The organism is Bacillus sp. OK048, assembly GCF_900103525.1.
Taxonomy (GTDB): Bacteria; Bacillota; Bacilli; order Bacillales; family Cytobacillaceae; genus Neobacillus.
The window spans coordinates 174,459-190,881 of sequence record NZ_FNHN01000005.1 but is presented as its reverse complement, the minus strand read 5'-3'; the positions used below and the strand labels follow the sequence as shown (position 1 = coordinate 190,881).

Here is a 16,423-nt window from a genome sequence, read left to right as displayed (position 1 = left end):
TAGACGAAACTTAACAAAAGTCACAGTTAGTGTTGTATATTTATTTTATATTAATACTGCTAATAGGGAGGAGGCATTACCAATGGAAGGAAAAGCATATACACCTGATGAAGTAGCACAGCTGTTCCAAATCTCCAAACACACCGTCTATGAACTGATCAAGCGAGGTGAATTACAGGCATTTAAAGTAGGCAACAAAATGCGAATCGAACTCGAAGAAATCGAAAGATACAAAGAAAATACAAAAGCACCAGCGAAAAAAATTCAAGTGGAGCAGCCTGATACCTATACATCCTTACCTATCCGACTATCCGGAAGCCATGACTTTCTTGTAGAGCATTTTGTCAAACAAACAGCGAATGACCTTAGGATCCAAATCCAGCCGACCTACATAGGCAGCCTTGAAGGATTAATGATGCTTTATCGCGGCCAATCCGATATTGCCGCCATGCACCTATTAGATCCTGCTTCACAAGAATATAATTTACCTTTTATCCATCAACTCTTTGTTTATGAATCTATTTTGGTACAGCGATTCGTTTCAAGAGAACAAGGCTTTATTGTAGCCAAAGGCAATCCCAAAAGGATAACCACTTTTGCCGATCTGACTAGAAAAGATGTTCAATTTGTTAACCGTCAAAAAGGGGCGGGGACAAGATTTCTGTTCGATTCCATGCTTTCTAACCATGGGATCAACCCCGGTGATATAAATGGTTATATGAATGAAGAATGGAATCACCTTTCCACTGCATCCTATATTAGCAGAGGAATGGCCGATGTGGCCTTTGGAATCCAATCTGCTGCAAGCCATTTAGGATTAGACTTTATTCCGATTGCAAAGGAACAATTTGACTTGGTGTTCCGGTTTACAGACGAAAATAAAAAAAATCTAAACGAATTAATTCATTACTTACAGTCTGATAGTTTTAAAAACAGTCTGACTGACTTAGATGGCTATGATATTTCCGAATTAGGAAAAGTAATTTACAAAACAGCTAAAATGGAGGAAACATTCTAATGTTAAAGAATCGCTTTTTTGCTACACTATTCGTATTCATGCTTCTTATTTTATCCGCTTGTGGAAACACTGCCACCGAAAAAGAAGGAGCAACAGAGAAAAAGCCAGAACCAAAGGCAGAACCAACCGAACTAATCCTTGCTACAACAACTAGTACACAAGACAGCGGTTTATTAGATGAATTGCTGCCAATCTTTGAAAAAGAAAACAATGTTAAAGTAAAAACGATTGCAGTTGGTACAGGACAAGCATTAGAAATGGGAACAAAAGGTGAAGCGGATGTCCTTTTAGTTCACGCTCCAAAGTCAGAGGAAGAACTTGTTACTAGTGGAGATGCTGTGAATCGTAAACGCGTAATGTACAACGATTTTATTTTAGTAGGACCTAAAGATAATCCAGCAGGTGTAAGCGGTGATGATGTAAAAGCAGCATTCCAAAAAATTACCGAAGTAAAAGCAAACTTTATTACTCGCGGCGATGACTCTGGTACACATAAAAAAGAACTTGGTATCTGGACAGCTGCCAATATCCAACCAACCGGTGACACATATATCTCAACGGGTCAAGGCATGGGTGCTTCTTTACAAATTGCTAATGAGAAAAATGGATATATTTTAACAGACCGTGCTACATGGCTTGCACAAGAGAAAAACTTAACCAACCTTACAATTGTTGTTGAGGGCGGCAAAGATTTAATGAATATTTACCACGTTATGCAGGTGAATCCAGAGAAACACGACATGGTTAACAGCAAGGATGCAGAAAAATTTGTCGAGTTCATGGTGAACCCGGAAACACAAAATGTAATTGAAAGCTTTGGTAAAAAAGAATTTGGTCAGTCTTTATTTATTAAATATACTGAATAGCATTAGACAGGCATAAGGGAAAGGCGGCAAGCAGGATGGAACTTATTATCAATGGGCTAAAAAAAGCGATAGAAATGATTCTTACCGGTGATCGAGCGATTTTTGAGATCACTTGGTTAACGTTAAAAGTCTGCTTTTCAGCTACCTTGATAAGTTCCATTATTGGCTTGCCGCTTGGCATGTTTCTTGGTTTGACAAGATTTAGAGGAAGAAAAATGATCCTAGTCCTTATTAATATCGGCATGGGCTTACCGCCTGTAGTTGCTGGGTTATGGATTACCATGTTTTTATGGCGTTCCGGTCCCCTTGGCCATTTACATTTGCTCTATTCTCCTACGGCAATCGTGATGGCACAAGTACTCGTTTCCCTGCCAATCATTACAGGTTTGACCAGCTCTGCTTTTCAGCAGATTAATGAAAAAATGCTGTTACAAATTAAAGCGCTGGGTGCTACAAAAATCCAAACCTTTGGACTCCTTCTTAAACAAACGAAAATTGCCATTGTAGCAGCAATCATGGCTGGCTTGGGCCGGGTGATCGCTGAAGTTGGTGCTGCACAAATGGTAGGCGGAAATATCCAAGGTGATACACGTATTTTAACCACTTCTATTGTAATGGAGGTATCAAAAGGTAACTTTGATGTAGCCCTTGCGATTTCCTTTATTCTATTAACAGTTGCTTTACTCATTACGGCATCCTTAACCTTGTTACAGCAAAGGAAGCGATTATCATGAATCCATTAATTGAGCTTAAAAACATTACCTATAAAGCGAATCATAAAGGTATATTAAACATCCCTCATTTCCAGATCCATGCTGGTGAATTCCTTGGAATTATGGGACCTAATGGCGCTGGGAAAAGTACCTTGCTTAAGGTTATGGCTTTGCTTGACAAGAATAGTAGTGGTGAAATACTCTACCGCGGGCAAGCGGTACCAAATGGAGCTCCGTCATTGGAACTACGAAGAAAATTTTCCGTCGCCTTGCAGCAATCATTACTTTTAGAAGGAACAGTTTTTCAAAATATCGCCATTGGCTTAAAGTTAAGGAAGGTACCGAAAGCTGTCATCAAAAAGAAGGTCAATGAATGGCTGGAGCAGTTTCAAATTAGCCATCTGGCGAAGAAAAATGCCCATTACCTTTCAGGTGGTGAGGCCCAACGAGTAAACCTAGCAAGGGCGATGATTGTTGAGCCTGAAATTCTTTTTCTAGATGAACCCTTTTCAGCTCTCGATTTTCCAACCAAAATTAAGTTGATGGATGACTTTAAAGCTATCATTGAAGGTTCAGGAATTACTACTGCTTTCGTAAGTCATGATCTGATGGAAATAAATTACTTAACGAATTCTCTTGCTATCATGGTAAATGGAGAAGTGAAGCAGCATGGACCTACCCAGAGGGTCCTGGAACACCCCAATTCCGCTACTTCTCCATTTCTAAATGAATGGAAGAAATTTTATCATGTTAATACCCACAATGAAAAGCCGCTATCCATGTTTAGATAGCGGTTTTTTTTCTTAATTAATCATCCTCTTGCGGGAACCATAATATGATACTTGTCCCTTTATTAATTCTGCTCTTTACTTTAATAAACCCTTGATGCGCTTCCATTAATGCTTTCACAATCGAGAGACCTATACCCGCTCCGCCTGTTTTGCGATCACGTGATTTATCTCCACGGTAAAAACGCTCAAATACATGTGGAATATCATCTTCGGCCATTCCTGCCCCCTCATCCTCCACCTTGAATCCAACATACCCTTCCTTCTCAGTTAAAACGGAAATGGTTACATTCTTTCCTTCAGGCGTATATTTAAGGGCATTGTTTAAAACGTTAGAGAGGATTTGCATTAAGCGGTCCTTATCAGCAGGGAAAAGAAGTTCTTTATTAGGCTCTTCTATATGAAGCTGTACGCCCTTTTGCTTAAACAAAGGTAAAAACATTTCCCATAGGGCTGCGAGAACACTGCCAGCCTCTACCTCTACCTTTTCCAATCTAATTTGCGGGTTTTCCGCTGCAAGCAATTTCTCCAGTTCATTCACTAGCCTTACCAAGCGCATGAGTTCTTCATGACTAGATTGTAATCGGGCTTGTGTTGGCTCCCAAATTCCATCCTGGTAAGCTTCAATTTGGCTTCTTAATGTCGCAAGTGGCGTACGGAGTTCATGGGCTAAATCTCCTGTAAATTGTTTCCGTAACATTTCACCCTTTGCCAATGATTCTGCTAGATTATTAAAGGATATTGCTAGCTGCTTGACCTCTGTAGGTAAACCTGATAAAGGTATCCTAATGGATAGGTTATGCTGTTGCAGTTCATTTGCAGCAAAGGAAACCTTATTCAATCCAGATGTTAATTTTTTCGAGAATAGCATACTGAACAGAATCGACAAAAGGATCGTTAAACATACTGCAGCATAAATGTATAACTGCATGGTTTTGATAAAATTGTACTCATCATCGATTAAGCCAACTGGGTATATGGCAACAAGCTTTCCGATAATGTGGTCATCAACTCTAAGTGTATAGGAATTGGAATACCACTCTTCCCCATTTGGTTCAGGCTCTGCAAGCCCAAAACTATTCAACATCCTCCTAATATTGGATGAATCCATTTGCAGCTGGCCGACACGGTCATACAATTGAAAATAAAGTTGATCGGTCATGGCATGCTCATGAAGGAGACCAAAGACAGGATCACTGGTAAAATGCCCATTTTTCCGATAATCCTTTTCTATCTCTGTGATGATTCTATCAATCTTCTTATCTCGATTGCGATCTAAATAGCTCGTAAAACTTTCTTCAAATCCCCACTGCATAAAAAAGCTGACAAAGAGAATTCCAATCATCGAGCTGAGTAACAAATAAAAGAGGATCTTAGACCGCAGTGTTTGAAACATCTAACACCCCTCCAAATTTATAACCCATCCCAAAAACTGTGAGGATAAACGTTGGCTGTCTAGAATCTAGTTCTATTTTTTTACGCAGGTTTTTAATATGTGTATCGACACTACGCTCGTAGCCTTCGTAATACATACCCTCATCTTGGATCTTTTCAATTAAATCCATTCGGCTGTATACTCTCCCTGGATTTAATGCCATATTCGTGAGCAGCTTATATTCAATCGGTGTCAAAATAACATCCTGCCCTTTAACGATTACTTCCTTCTTACTAAGGTCGATCGCAAGCTGCTTATTATTGAATTCAATTCGTTCTACTTTTTCTGTTTTCTTTACTCTTCTTAGAATTGCTTGGACACGGACAACGACTTCACGCGGACTAAATGGCTTTGTTAAATAGTCATCTGCCCCCATAACAATTCCATTAATGCGGTCATCTTCCGCAGATTTGGCTGTCAGCATCAGAATCGGTACATCTGATTCTTTTCTTACTAAACGGCAGACTTCTTCTCCAGAAATATCCGGAAGCATTAAATCTAATATAATTAAGTCTGGTTGTATGGTTTTCGCCTTCTTCAGGGCATCAATTCCGTTATCAGCACAGTGAATTTCATATCCTTCTCTTTCAAGATAGGCTTCAAGGACTTCGATAATTCTTTTTTCATCATCAACGAGTAGTATTTTCATCGTATTCACTCCCCTTAACTATAATATATCATGTTGGGGATTGGCTTTTTTCATCTTCACAAATTCATCACAACTTCTTCATAACATCTACAATATTTCCCGATAAGATGAACTTGTAGCAATGAAAGAGGTTTTCAACTCTTTAGGTTATTATGATTTTAACCACTTGCTCTCCCAATTTTTAATCTCTCTTTTTTTACATATGGGTATCCCAACGTGGGGTGCCTTATTTTTTTAGGCTGTGCTTAACTAGACTGTTGATTTGCGCTCCAGGCACTTCGCTTTCCGCAGGCGGTTCGGGAAGCCTCCTCGACGCTAAAGCGTCTGCGGGGTCTCCCCTGTCCCGTCCTCCTGCAGGAGTCTTCGTGCCTTCCGCACAAATCAACAGGTGCCGATATCCATATTACGCTTTAACACAGCCATTAAAAAATCCCTATCAGATTTTGATAGGGATTCTTCATAAATTACTCTTCTGTTTTTTTAATGGTGGATGTAAGTTGCTCGATGCTGCTTTTAACATTTCCTTTACCAGAGTAGTTCTCGATTAATTCTTTGACATCGATACCACTAGATGCCTTTAATGACTCCTGGAGAGTAGCCATTAGATTTGTAGCATAACCGGTAATTTTATTGGCACCGCCATTTTCTCCGGAACCGCCAGTGTCGACCACTGTAATTTTATCAATATTGGCAAGCGGGCTTGCAACCTGCTTCGCATATTCCGGAAGCATTTTAATAATCATATCTAAGATCGCGGCTTGACCGAATTGCTCGAATGCTTCTGCAATCTTTTCCTTCGCTTCCGCTTCTGCTAAACCTTTTAGACGAATAATTTCTGCTTCCGCAGTACCTTGTGCCTTTTGGGCCTCGGCTTTAGATAAACCATCTAAGCGAACGCGTTCTGCCTCGGCTTTTGCCATTGCTTCAATTCTGTATTTATTCGCTTCTGCTTCTGCGATTTGTTTTGCCTTATTCGCTGCTGCAGCCTGCTCCACGGAGTATCTATCTGCATCGGCTTTTTTCTTGACTTCAGAATCGTATTGACGTTCACGACGTAGAATCTCTTTTTCTTCAAGTTCAATTTGCTTTTGTCGCTCGATGATTTTAACCTGCATTTCCTGCTCAGTTACTTCCTGCTTCGACCTTGCACTTTCCAATTCGTATGCCATGTCAGCTCGGGCTTTAGCACTATCTTGTTCACGGCGGAACTCTGCAACCTTAAGCTGATTAATTTTCTCTGCTTCAGCGATTTCAGTCGCACGTTCTAATTCAGAACGCTTAGCTTCTTTTGCTGCTTCTGCTCTTTTAATCCTAGTTTCTTTATCAGCTTCAGCAGTTGCAATATCAGCGTCACGTTTAACTTGGGCAATTCTTGGTTTACCAAGGGAATCGAGGTACCCATTTTTATCGCGAACATCCCTAATTGTAAAGGAAACGATAACTAATCCCATTTTCGCCAAATCCTGTGAAGCGACTCTTTGAACCTCTTGCGAGAATTTATCGCGGTTTTTATAAATCTCCTCCACTGTCATTGAACCGAGGATGGAGCGTAAATGCCCTTCAAGAACTTCCTTTGCTTCATTTTCTCGGTCTTCCTTAGCCTTACCAAGGAATTGTTCAGCAGCCGTGGCAATTTCACTAATAGAGCCACCAATTTTAATAATCGCGACACCATCTGCCATTACCGGTACACCCTGCTCAGTATATACCTCTGGTGTAGTGACCTCTAGCTTACTAGATAGCAAGCTAAGCGGCTTTGCCTGTTGAAACACTGGTAAAATGAAGCTACCGCCGCCACGAATGATTTTGATTTTATTGCCTGATTCATCGACATGTACACTACCGTTTCCTAAAAAGCTACCGGTAACAATTAACGCCTCATCCGGCCCAGCCGTCCGATACTTCGTAACAAAAACACCAATTAAAGCAAGTAAAATAAATGCGACAATCCCAATTACAATCCAAAAACTTAATTCCATCTAGCCAACCTCCCTATATTAAATATGTCTCTACTTCTTGATGGGAAGACACATGAAGCACCCCATCTTTTATATCAACAACAAGCACATTTGTGCCATTGTCAATTGGAACATGATCAAAGCTTATTGCTGGTTTTGCAATCCTGCCGCTAATACTTTCAATCAAAACTTCACCATATCCATCTGCAGGAATCGCCGTAATCACGGACCCGATTCTGCCTCGTAAATCAGATTCTTTATACACCAAAGACTCTTCTGCATTCGACAATGGAATGAGAACAAATACATTTAAAAAAGTAACAAGAATAATAGCTAGTAGAGCTGAAATTCCAATGATTAGTAAATAATGAAGCGAGGTGATTTTTTCGAATAAATACCCGCTTGCCGAAAAAATCGTAACAAATGCTAAGATGATGACAGGATTTAGATAATCTGGCCCGTCAAAATGAGCAACATCTGCAAAAAACACATACAAAATGGTCAAAATACCTGAACCAATTAATCCATACAAATAGATTGTTTCTATTGGCAGATTGAATAATTCCATTGGCACTACTCCTTTCAATATGTATTTAACTTTAATACGGTTGAATATTGAAAAAGTTTCACTTTCTAATAAAATTTTACCTGAATAATATAAAAAATGCTATGACATTTGCCATAGCACTTACTGAATCATATTTAAAAACTTTCTTGTCCGTTCTTCTTTTGGATTGGTGAAGATATTTTCTGGCTTGTTTCTTTCGACCACCACACCCTGGTCCATAAAAATAACTTCATCGGCTGCCTCTCTTGCGAAGCGCATTTCGTGAGTGACGACAATCATCGTCATTCCTTCATTGGCAAGGTCCTTCATCACCTTTAAAACTTCACCCACAAGCTCTGGATCAAGTGCAGAGGTTGGTTCGTCAAACAGCATAACCTTTGGCTCCATTGCTAATGCCCTGGCAATTCCAACTCGTTGCTGCTGACCGCCAGAAAGCTGTGCTGGATAATAGTTAAGTTTATCACCAAGGCCAACCTTATCTAACAAAGCTTGAGCCTTTTTTCGTGCAATGTCTTTCTTTTCATTTTTAACCACAACTGGACCTTCCATCACATTTTCAAGGGCTGTTTTATGGGGGAATAAATTATAGCTTTGAAACACCATTCCTGTTAACCGCCGAAAAGCGGCAATATCCTTTTTCGATACATGATGTGAAAAATCCAGAGTATTGTCCTCAAGGGAAATAACACCTTTGGTTGGTATTTCCAATACATTCAAACAGCGGAGCATGGTCGTTTTCCCTGAACCTGATGGACCAATGACAACCACTACTTTTCCCTTCCCGACTTCTAAGTCAATACCTTTTAAGACCTCTAATTTACCAAACTGCTTATATAATCCTTTTATTGAAATCATCTTATCCACTCCCTTCTCCTATACATAACGGTCCAGTTTTTTTTCCATCATCTGCTGTATGATGGAAAGGATAAGACAAATGACCCAATATATGAGGGCAGCTTCTGAATACACCAATAAGAATTCATAGTTGCTGGCAGCAATTTCTTGGGCTTTTCGAAACATTTCTGTTACCAGCACAAGCGAAGCAAGTGATGTATCTTTTACCAGACTGATAAACGAATTAGATAATGGCGGGATAGAAACTCTAGCCGCTTGAGGCAGGATAATTCTTCTTAACACTTGTGAATAGCTCATTCCAATCGAATAACCAGCTTCCCACTGCCCTTTCGGCGTTGAAAGGATCGCTGCTCGAATAATTTCAGAAGCATATGCACCAACACTTAGAGAAAAACCGATTACAGCTGAAAAATAGGAATTGATAATAATCCCAACGGTTGGCAATCCATAAAAAATGATAAATAATTGTACCAGTAAAGGAGTTCCTCGAATCACTGAAACATAAACCCGTGCAATGATTTGAAGGATCTTCACATGTGATATCCGAGCTAAGGCAGTGAGTATAGCTAAAATGATACCAATGATAAACGTAATGATGGTTAATGGTATCGTATAAAAAATAGCCCCTTTCAGAAGGGGCAGAAAGGAACTTTGAGCAATGTCAATTAATCGGGCCATTCTCTCTGGGTCAGCCAAAATACTATTTAAGTACATCTACACCAAACCATTTCTCAGAGATTTTTGTATAGGTTCCATCCTTAATCATTTCAGTTAATGCTTTATTAACCCCGGCGACTAGCGTATCACTATCTTTCCTAAACATTAAGCCGCTAACAGAAGCCTCTTCACTTGTATCAACAATTTTAATCGGTGCATCAGGCTTTTGCTTCGTATAGTCTAAAACGGTAATCCTATCATTAATTGTTACATCAACACGTTTGGATGCAAGCAGTTCTACTGCCTGTGTAAATCCTTCGACACCAACAAGATTTGCACCAAACTTCTTGGCCATATCACCGTAATTACTTGTTAAGGATTGAGCTGAATTTAATCCTTTAATATCTTCAAAAGCCTTAACCTTATCATTATCCTTGTGTGTAATCAAGACAGCCGCTGAAGTGATATACGGATCGGAAAAATCGTATTTTTCCTGACGGTCAGGGCGGATGCCAACCTGATTTGCAATCATATCAAAACGCTTTGCATCAAGTCCTGCAAAGATAGCATCCCATTGGGTTTCCTTAAATTCTGGTTTTACCCCTAAGCGTTTAGCAACTTCAGTCGCAATTTCTACATCAAATCCGGTAAGATTGCCGCTTTCATCATGAAAAGTAAATGGTTTATATGTACCCTCAGTCCCGATTAGAAGTTTTCCATCATCCTTAATCTTTGCTAACAAATCTTGTTTATCAGCCTTTTCAGCTGTCTTATTATTATCCTTTTTACCCTCTTTTGCCTTTTCATCTTTTCCACATGCAGATAAAATCAGCATGAAGCTGAGTAAAAGGACAAACATCACAGTTAATTTGTTTATTTTCTTCATTACAGTAAACCTCCTAATTCTGATTGTTTTTCTCGGATTAAACTATCTTAATATAATCTTTTATTGCTGTAAAGGAAAAATATGAAATTTACACAACTTTATTATTCCCTTTCTTTTAACTAAAATGTACCTCTTAACGCTATATAAACAAAAAAATAGTAAGGTAATCCTCAAGAGGTGATTACATTACTATTTTAACATTTTTATTTTCTGCATGATTCATTTGCTTAGGATTGAACCTTCGAGGGAAAACTCCTGTCATATCCATCGCCGTTCCTAGTATGACATCTTCGTTTAATTCGTCAACCGACGGCTTAATGGAAATGATTAAAAACCTTTCCTGAAATACCATTTCAAAGGTGACAGCTTCTTTAAGTTTCTTTGATAAATAGCAATAATCATTCATGGAAGCATCATATGCAGGAAGAATTTCTGATATCGGCCTTCCAGTCAGTTCATCAGGTGAATAGTGGATTGCCTTTAACAACTCTCCTTCTATATATGTACAAATAAACTGGTTCCCCTGCTTCTTCAATCTAAAAAATAATCCTGGATGGTCGGACATAGTCTGTTGTTCGTTTAATTTGACAGATTTAGCATCGGATTCGGAAAAATAAAAGCCTTTTAAGATAAAGTAAAACCCGTATACTTTAAAAATATGTCCAAGAAAGTTATCGAGGTCAAAGACACTTTGATAAATGGTAAAGATTAATTCTGTTAAGAGCAGAAAGACAAATGCTAACGCAAAGGTTAACTTGTCTTCCTTTTTATCCAAATAATAATGATAAAGCGAAACCATCAGAGAAATAAATAAAATAAAACTTACTACGTACTCCATACTATTTTTTAATAGAGTTGTTCCTTTTCCTTCAACTACAAGTAATGGAAGATTTGTTTGAAAAGAAACGATAATATATCCAATGCTGAATGATACGATTACCCCTAATGCAACTGCCATAAAGCGATAATCTCTTTTTAACTGCCGGTCAGGCAACAGGATTAGTGATAACATAAGAATGGATTGAATAACTCTGGCGGTAACCCAAAACCAGGTTGCTTTTTGGACAGAGCTGGGAGTAATAAAAAAAGGCATTCCATTGTAGGATAGGGTATGGAAGATATCAATAACTGCTATAGTAAAAAAGGTAAAAGCCAAAAGAAGCAAACGGGCTGATTTAGTAGTACTGTAATGTTTTATTCCATATAGAAAGATCGTTATAGAAATGGATATGCAGATAATTTCTAAAAACGAATGTATTCCAACATAATTATTAGGATTATAAATATTATTAATCTGTGACAGGAACATACGAACCATCACCAAGAGAGCAATCGCACTAACGGAATAGACGAGAAACTTTGTTTCCGTCATATTTGATTTCATATTTTCCACATCCTTATTTTAACAATGATTTGATTAAGTATAATTATAAAACCATCGTAGAAAAATAATCGGTCAAATTATATCAACTTTATGAATTTTTATAAAATAAAAAAAAAAGAGAGAATGCCTCCCCTCCTTTACTTCCACCATGTGTCAAACATCGATGCTGGTTGTTGACGTTTATGTTCAGTAACCAAGTAACGTTGTTCAATTTTTTCTGAAATTTCTTTTGAAACAGGTTTTCCTTCTAGGTAGTCATCAATATCATCATAAGAAATCCCTAATTCTGTTTCGTCTGCCTGGCCCGGTTTGACATCTAGCAGGTCTGCAGTTGGGACCTTTAAATAAAGCTTTTCATCTGCCCCAAGTTCTTTTAACAAAGCTTTCCCTTGTCGTTTTGTTAAACCGGTCAATGGCAATACGTCTGCACCGCCATCCCCATACTTAGTGTAAAAGCCTGTTACCGCCTCCGCTGCATGATCTGTACCAATGACGAGCAGACCTTCCATCCCACCAAAGGCATATTGAGCAATCATCCGCATCCGTGCCTTTACATTTCCTTTATGATAATCACTTAATGGTTCTTTTTTCGAAACTGAATTATATTCTGTTTGAACAGCATCAACAGCAGCTTTGATGTTAAAACTAAACTCTTGGTCTGCTTGGATGAAATCTAAAGCAAGCTGAGCATCTGATTCATCCTGTTGGACTCCATATGGGAGTCGGACAGCTATAAATAATGCCTCGTGCCCTTCCGCTCTCAACTCTTTCACAGCAAGCTGAGTAAGACGGCCAGCTAGTGATGAATCTTGACCTCCGCTAATCCCAAGGACATATCCTTTTGCTTTCGTTTTTAACAAGTAATTTTTTAAAAAGTCAATTCGATTTCGTATTTCTGCATTAGGATTTATTTCAGATTTTACATGTAATCTTTGTTGAATTTCATTTTGCATCATTGCCTTTGAACCTCCATTCTATGTATTCTTATAAGTAATTTATCATAATTGAAAAACATTAGCTTCCATTCGGGACTCTTTTTATTTTAATCAAATGAGTATAGAATACGATTGGAGCAAAAAATAATTCATCTTTACTTTTGGAGGAGACGTATGGACTCAAAAACGTGTAATGAAACTAGAGTTGTAAGAACAAGCAGAATTTTCCCAAATGATGTTAACAACCACAATACTCTATTCGGGGGAAGATTAATGAGCGATATGGATATGCTTGCTTCCATTTCGGCAGTTCGCCTTTCAAGAAGGGAGTGTGTAACTGCCTCCACTGACTCCGTTGACTTTCTTAGCCCCATTACCCCGAATGACTCCGTATGCTTTGAATCCTTTGTCACCTGGACAGGGACGAGTTCAATAGAGGTTTTTGTCAAAGTGATTGCAGAGAACCTAATAACAGGCAATCGAAAAATAGCCGCAACTGCGTTCTTAACCTTTGTTGCTCTAGATGAACACGGAAAGCCAGCAAAAGTTCCATCGATTATCCCTGAAACGGAAGAGGAAAAAAAGCTCTTTGAAACAGGGAAAATAAGAGCTGAGAAACGCAAGGAACATCGAAAAAACAGCAAGGAACTAGCAAGTTATTTTACAACTAATAAACCTTGGGAATAAGAAAAGCGCAAGCGCCCTGGTCAGCGGCGTATGGCCTCCTCGAAAAATCTACCGCTTTTTCTTCGTGCGAAGCCTATGCTGCCGAAGCGTTCCTTGTGGAGCGCTCCAACTGAGATAAAGGAAACACGAAGAGCCGGAGGCGATTCGATGTTGACTTATCGTAGAGCGGAGAGCGAAGGACACTAGCCGCTAGGGCGCTGGAGCTAGACAGTAATCTAAGTTCAGCTAGCTTTACTTTGTAGATAGGCAGACTGCTATGCAGCCTGCCTTTATTTTTTGGTCGATTCTTTAGGCTCCCCTGGCTTCCACGTGCTGATTCCGTCCTCTTCATCAAATTCAATCGTTACATCCACTACACCTTTTTCGGCCATTATTTTTTCCTGCAAGCGGTCCTTTATATCATCTGCAGCTGCAATCGTTAGGCTTGGATCGATTTCAATCTCCAATTCCACATGTAAATCTTCTCCCTCTTTTATAACAGCGAGGTCTTGGATATCCTTTACATCTGGGTCAGCCATCACTAATTGGCCTATTTTCTCCTCCATCTCCTCGTCTGCTCTTCCAAGAACACCGGCAGCATTATCCAAAAAGACCCTGCCGACAACAAAAAACATCAATAATCCAATTAGGATAGAAGCAGCACCCTCAACCCATAGGATGCCGGTAAAGTGAGAGATTACAACCGCGATAATTGCCAGTAAGCCACCACTTGATGCAACTAAGTCTTCCATGAATACCAACTTTGTTGCTGGCTTCGCTCTTCCTAAATGGCCAAAACTTTTGAAGATAACACTGAGCCCCATTGCCTCTTCTCCGGCTTCATGCATTACTTCCTTCATTGCTTTATAAAGTACGAAGAGCTCAAGGATAAGTGCAAACGTAAGCACTCCTACATTAATTAGGAATCCACCAGATTTAGTTGGGTGAAGAATGTGATGATAGCCTTCTTTGATGGTTTCATACGCCATAATTCCAACGATTAATACAGCTCCTAGTAAAACTAAGTTAACCAATCGGCCAAAGCCATTTGGAAATCGGTTTGTTGGTGACTTTTTACTTAATGCAGAGCCAATGAAAACAAAAAATTGGTTAGCTGCATCGCCAAGACTATGCATGGTTTCGGCAAACATAGCGACATTTCCTGTAAACATAAATGCCACACCTTTAGCGATAGCAATGATGGTATTGACAATCGCAGCAATCATGGCTGACTTATTACCTTTTTTTAATAAACGAAATAATTCTCCCATGGTACTCCTTCTTTCTCACAGCATTTTTAGTTATCTTTTTCTAAAAACGCAATTTTCATGAAAATAGTCTATCATTAATTTTTTGAATACGATAGAGTTTTTTCCCTTTAAAGAGAAAAGTCGGTAAAGGTAATTTTACCAACTCCGGATGGAAAATTTGCTAAAAAAAACCCCCGAAAGATTTTCGGAGGTTTTGGTTTTTATACATTTTTTAAGACTAAAAATAACCTGTTATTTCTCGCATTTCTTTCATCTTCTGAAGCTAAATCATATTTCTTTAAGAGATGAAAAACTTCATTTAATAGGTCCTGGGTATGTTCTTCGGTGAAAAATTGTTTAAATAAAGGCATCATGTCTTCTGGAAGAAAGGCTGCTTGTGATTCAAATTTATTTTTAACATCTTCCTGTGAATGATTTAATTTGCATTCGCTCATAAATAGTCACCTCTAAACTTTCTGATGATCAGTAACCTCTAATACATCTAATATAAAGACAAAGACTGGAATACCAATGATTAAACCCCAAACACCAAAAAAGTGTTCAGAAAAAATTAATACTAGAAACGTATAGAAAACTGGCAAATTTGTTTTGGAAGACATCAAATTTGGATTTAAAATATAGGCTTCGATTGCATGGATAATCATAATGGCGATAAATACATAAAGTACAGTCATCATTCCCCCAATGCTATAGCCGATGATGACAAGTGGAATAAGGGAAATAATTACACCCGCAACTGGTATCAATCCTAAGAAAAAGATCATAATGGAAAGTCCGCCAAGCTGTGGAAATCCAAATATCCAAAGGGCGATGGTTGTAAGTAAACAGTTTACGACAGCAATAATTAATTGTGCTTCAATTACTTTACCGAATGTACCCGCAAATTTTGTTGAGAAAAACTCTATTTCTGCGTAAATAGATGCAATCTTACTCGTTTTGAATTTTCTCGTAAATTCAATTAAACGAGGTTTTTCTAATAAGAAGAACAGGCTCATTAGAAGTGCAATAAGTATTTGCAAGCTAAATGAACTAATATTTGTGAAATAGGAAATTACAAAGGTAAAACCTCTTTCCAAATAACTTGATACTTGTATTTCCTCAAGTCGGCTAACTAAGTAATTTAAAATGATATTGTCATGTTTTTTTGTGTAGAAGGCAGTTATTTGCTTAATTAATGCAGCTATTTCACCAACAATCATTGGTAGATATTTAACAAGACCGTAGGAGAGAAGACCTACAATGGTGGAATAGGAAGCAATAACAAGAATCTTTCGGTTAATTGGAATTTTATGAGACAAGAAGATGACCAATCGATCCATTAAAAAAGTAAAAATAAACGTAAATAAAATCAAGTTAATCATATCTTTTAATGCATATAGAACTAATGCAAGTAAGACAAAGATTGAAATTCTCTTAAAACCGCTACTTTGAAATAGTTTATTTATCATATTAATTACCATGCCCCATTATTGTGTCCTGAAAAACTATGTAATAAATTTATTATAACAAATAAGTACCGGAATGTTACTTTTAAGTCCGAATCTTTTTTAAAAAGATTCCTACACCGACCTTTAGATCTGGAAGGAAAAGTCTAGCAATTAGACAGGAATTCAACTGAACAATGTAAAGTATTAGCATGAACGATTTCAAAATTCACAATAATTTCATATGATTTTTTCATAAATCCGTCATATTTAGCATCTGAATCTTATTGACAATGATTCTCATTATCTATAGAATGACCAATATAGACATCTTCGGAAATGGGGGATCA

The 16,423-nt window shown here is 38.2% G+C and carries 17 protein-coding genes; 5 read left to right on the top strand and 12 right to left on the bottom strand.

Features of this window, described 5'->3' with window-relative positions:
- Positions 1 to 82 precede the first annotated feature (82 nt).
- Genes BLR86_RS11365 through BLR86_RS11350 form a run of 4 tightly spaced genes read left to right on the top strand, consistent with a single transcriptional unit; the run spans position 83 to position 3,388 of the window.
- On the top strand, positions 83 to 1,018 hold the full coding sequence (locus BLR86_RS11365) for a substrate-binding domain-containing protein (protein WP_090761430.1): 936 nt from the start codon (positions 83 to 85) through the stop codon (positions 1,016 to 1,018).
- Complete coding sequence (locus tag BLR86_RS11360) at positions 1,018 to 1,884, top strand: ABC transporter substrate-binding protein (RefSeq protein ID WP_090761428.1); 867 nt, start codon at positions 1,018 to 1,020, stop codon at positions 1,882 to 1,884. Before BLR86_RS11365 ends, BLR86_RS11360 begins: the two co-directional genes overlap by 1 nt.
- A gap of 35 nt (positions 1,885 to 1,919) precedes the next feature.
- Complete coding sequence (locus tag BLR86_RS11355; RefSeq protein WP_090761426.1) at positions 1,920 to 2,618, top strand: ABC transporter permease; 699 nt, start codon at positions 1,920 to 1,922, stop codon at positions 2,616 to 2,618.
- Positions 2,615 to 3,388 (top strand): ABC transporter ATP-binding protein, encoded by a 774-nt coding sequence (locus tag BLR86_RS11350; RefSeq protein ID WP_090761424.1) that lies wholly within the window; start codon positions 2,615 to 2,617, stop codon positions 3,386 to 3,388. Before BLR86_RS11355 ends, BLR86_RS11350 begins: the two co-directional genes overlap by 4 nt.
- Before the next feature lie 16 nt (positions 3,389 to 3,404).
- Here the strand turns inward: BLR86_RS11350 and BLR86_RS11345 are convergent, their stop codons facing one another.
- The 9 genes from BLR86_RS11345 to nadE form a co-directional block, all read right to left on the bottom strand.
- Positions 3,405 to 4,781, bottom strand: coding sequence for a HAMP domain-containing sensor histidine kinase (locus tag BLR86_RS11345; RefSeq protein WP_090761422.1), 1,377 nt, complete (start codon positions 4,779 to 4,781; stop codon positions 3,405 to 3,407).
- Positions 4,759 to 5,469, bottom strand: coding sequence for a response regulator transcription factor (locus tag BLR86_RS11340; RefSeq protein WP_090761421.1), 711 nt, complete (start codon positions 5,467 to 5,469; stop codon positions 4,759 to 4,761). Before BLR86_RS11340 ends, BLR86_RS11345 begins: the two co-directional genes overlap by 23 nt.
- Before the next feature lie 464 nt (positions 5,470 to 5,933).
- Positions 5,934 to 7,448, bottom strand: coding sequence for a flotillin family protein (locus BLR86_RS11335; protein ID WP_090761419.1), 1,515 nt, complete (start codon positions 7,446 to 7,448; stop codon positions 5,934 to 5,936).
- A 13-nt stretch (positions 7,449 to 7,461) separates the two neighbouring features.
- Complete coding sequence (locus tag BLR86_RS11330; protein ID WP_090761417.1) at positions 7,462 to 7,995, bottom strand: NfeD family membrane protein; 534 nt, start codon at positions 7,993 to 7,995, stop codon at positions 7,462 to 7,464.
- Positions 7,996 to 8,115: 120 nt separating this feature from the next.
- Positions 8,116 to 8,850 (bottom strand): amino acid ABC transporter ATP-binding protein, encoded by a 735-nt coding sequence (locus BLR86_RS11325; protein ID WP_090761415.1) that lies wholly within the window; start codon positions 8,848 to 8,850, stop codon positions 8,116 to 8,118.
- Positions 8,851 to 8,868: 18 nt separating this feature from the next.
- A complete protein-coding gene (locus tag BLR86_RS11320; RefSeq protein ID WP_090761413.1) occupies positions 8,869 to 9,564 on the bottom strand; it encodes an amino acid ABC transporter permease in 696 nt (231 codons plus the stop codon).
- Positions 9,551 to 10,393, bottom strand: a complete 843-nt coding sequence (locus BLR86_RS11315; protein ID WP_090761411.1) for an amino acid ABC transporter substrate-binding protein — start codon at positions 10,391 to 10,393, stop codon at positions 9,551 to 9,553. Before BLR86_RS11315 ends, BLR86_RS11320 begins: the two co-directional genes overlap by 14 nt.
- 181 nt (positions 10,394 to 10,574) lie before the next feature.
- The gene (locus tag BLR86_RS11310) at positions 10,575 to 11,777 is read right to left on the bottom strand and encodes an MASE3 domain-containing protein (RefSeq protein ID WP_090761409.1); all 1,203 of its coding nucleotides are present in this window, start codon (positions 11,775 to 11,777) and stop codon (positions 10,575 to 10,577) included.
- A 137-nt stretch (positions 11,778 to 11,914) separates the two neighbouring features.
- The gene (nadE, locus tag BLR86_RS11305) at positions 11,915 to 12,733 is read right to left on the bottom strand and encodes an ammonia-dependent NAD(+) synthetase (RefSeq protein WP_090761407.1); all 819 of its coding nucleotides are present in this window, start codon (positions 12,731 to 12,733) and stop codon (positions 11,915 to 11,917) included.
- A gap of 153 nt (positions 12,734 to 12,886) precedes the next feature.
- On the opposite strand from nadE, the gene BLR86_RS11300 reads away from it, so the two are divergent.
- Entirely contained in the window at positions 12,887 to 13,399 is a 513-nt protein-coding gene (locus tag BLR86_RS11300; RefSeq protein ID WP_090761405.1) for an acyl-CoA thioesterase, read from the top strand.
- Positions 13,400 to 13,668: 269 nt separating this feature from the next.
- Here the strand turns inward: BLR86_RS11300 and BLR86_RS11295 are convergent, their stop codons facing one another.
- The 3 genes from BLR86_RS11295 to BLR86_RS11285 all read right to left on the bottom strand — a co-directional run bounded on the left by BLR86_RS11295 (position 13,669) and on the right by BLR86_RS11285 (position 16,097).
- Positions 13,669 to 14,649, bottom strand: coding sequence for a cation diffusion facilitator family transporter (locus BLR86_RS11295; RefSeq protein ID WP_090761403.1), 981 nt, complete (start codon positions 14,647 to 14,649; stop codon positions 13,669 to 13,671).
- 200 nt (positions 14,650 to 14,849) lie between these two features.
- Positions 14,850 to 15,083, bottom strand: coding sequence for a group-specific protein (locus tag BLR86_RS11290; protein WP_090761401.1), 234 nt, complete (start codon positions 15,081 to 15,083; stop codon positions 14,850 to 14,852).
- 12 nt (positions 15,084 to 15,095) lie between these two features.
- Positions 15,096 to 16,097, bottom strand: a complete 1,002-nt coding sequence (locus tag BLR86_RS11285; protein ID WP_254782305.1) for an AI-2E family transporter — start codon at positions 16,095 to 16,097, stop codon at positions 15,096 to 15,098.
- Positions 16,098 to 16,423 lie beyond the last annotated feature (326 nt).

Excerpts from the sequence above, each read along its gene's own strand:
- BLR86_RS11295 (WP_090761403.1), bottom strand. The coding sequence starts at position 14,649 with ATGGGAGAATTATTTCGTTTATTAAAAAAAGGTAATAAGTCAGCCATG.
- BLR86_RS11365 (WP_090761430.1), top strand. The coding sequence starts at position 83 with ATGGAAGGAAAAGCATATACACCTGATGAAGTAGCACAGCTGTTCCAA.
- BLR86_RS11290 (WP_090761401.1), bottom strand. The coding sequence starts at position 15,083 with ATGAGCGAATGCAAATTAAATCATTCACAGGAAGATGTTAAAAATAAA.
- BLR86_RS11355 (WP_090761426.1), top strand. The coding sequence starts at position 1,920 with ATGGAACTTATTATCAATGGGCTAAAAAAAGCGATAGAAATGATTCTT.
- BLR86_RS11300 (WP_090761405.1), top strand. The coding sequence starts at position 12,887 with ATGGACTCAAAAACGTGTAATGAAACTAGAGTTGTAAGAACAAGCAGA.
- BLR86_RS11350 (WP_090761424.1), top strand. The coding sequence starts at position 2,615 with ATGAATCCATTAATTGAGCTTAAAAACATTACCTATAAAGCGAATCAT.
- BLR86_RS11285 (WP_254782305.1), bottom strand. The coding sequence starts at position 16,097 with ATGATAAATAAACTATTTCAAAGTAGCGGTTTTAAGAGAATTTCAATC.
- BLR86_RS11325 (WP_090761415.1), bottom strand. The coding sequence starts at position 8,850 with ATGATTTCAATAAAAGGATTATATAAGCAGTTTGGTAAATTAGAGGTC.
- BLR86_RS11315 (WP_090761411.1), bottom strand. The coding sequence starts at position 10,393 with ATGAAGAAAATAAACAAATTAACTGTGATGTTTGTCCTTTTACTCAGC.
- BLR86_RS11310 (WP_090761409.1), bottom strand. The coding sequence starts at position 11,777 with ATGAAATCAAATATGACGGAAACAAAGTTTCTCGTCTATTCCGTTAGT.
- BLR86_RS11360 (WP_090761428.1), top strand. The coding sequence starts at position 1,018 with ATGTTAAAGAATCGCTTTTTTGCTACACTATTCGTATTCATGCTTCTT.
- BLR86_RS11345 (WP_090761422.1), bottom strand. The coding sequence starts at position 4,781 with ATGTTTCAAACACTGCGGTCTAAGATCCTCTTTTATTTGTTACTCAGC.
- BLR86_RS11340 (WP_090761421.1), bottom strand. The coding sequence starts at position 5,469 with ATGAAAATACTACTCGTTGATGATGAAAAAAGAATTATCGAAGTCCTT.
- nadE (WP_090761407.1), bottom strand. The coding sequence starts at position 12,733 with ATGATGCAAAATGAAATTCAACAAAGATTACATGTAAAATCTGAAATA.
- BLR86_RS11330 (WP_090761417.1), bottom strand. The coding sequence starts at position 7,995 with ATGGAATTATTCAATCTGCCAATAGAAACAATCTATTTGTATGGATTA.
- BLR86_RS11320 (WP_090761413.1), bottom strand. The coding sequence starts at position 9,564 with ATGTACTTAAATAGTATTTTGGCTGACCCAGAGAGAATGGCCCGATTA.
- BLR86_RS11335 (WP_090761419.1), bottom strand. The coding sequence starts at position 7,448 with ATGGAATTAAGTTTTTGGATTGTAATTGGGATTGTCGCATTTATTTTA.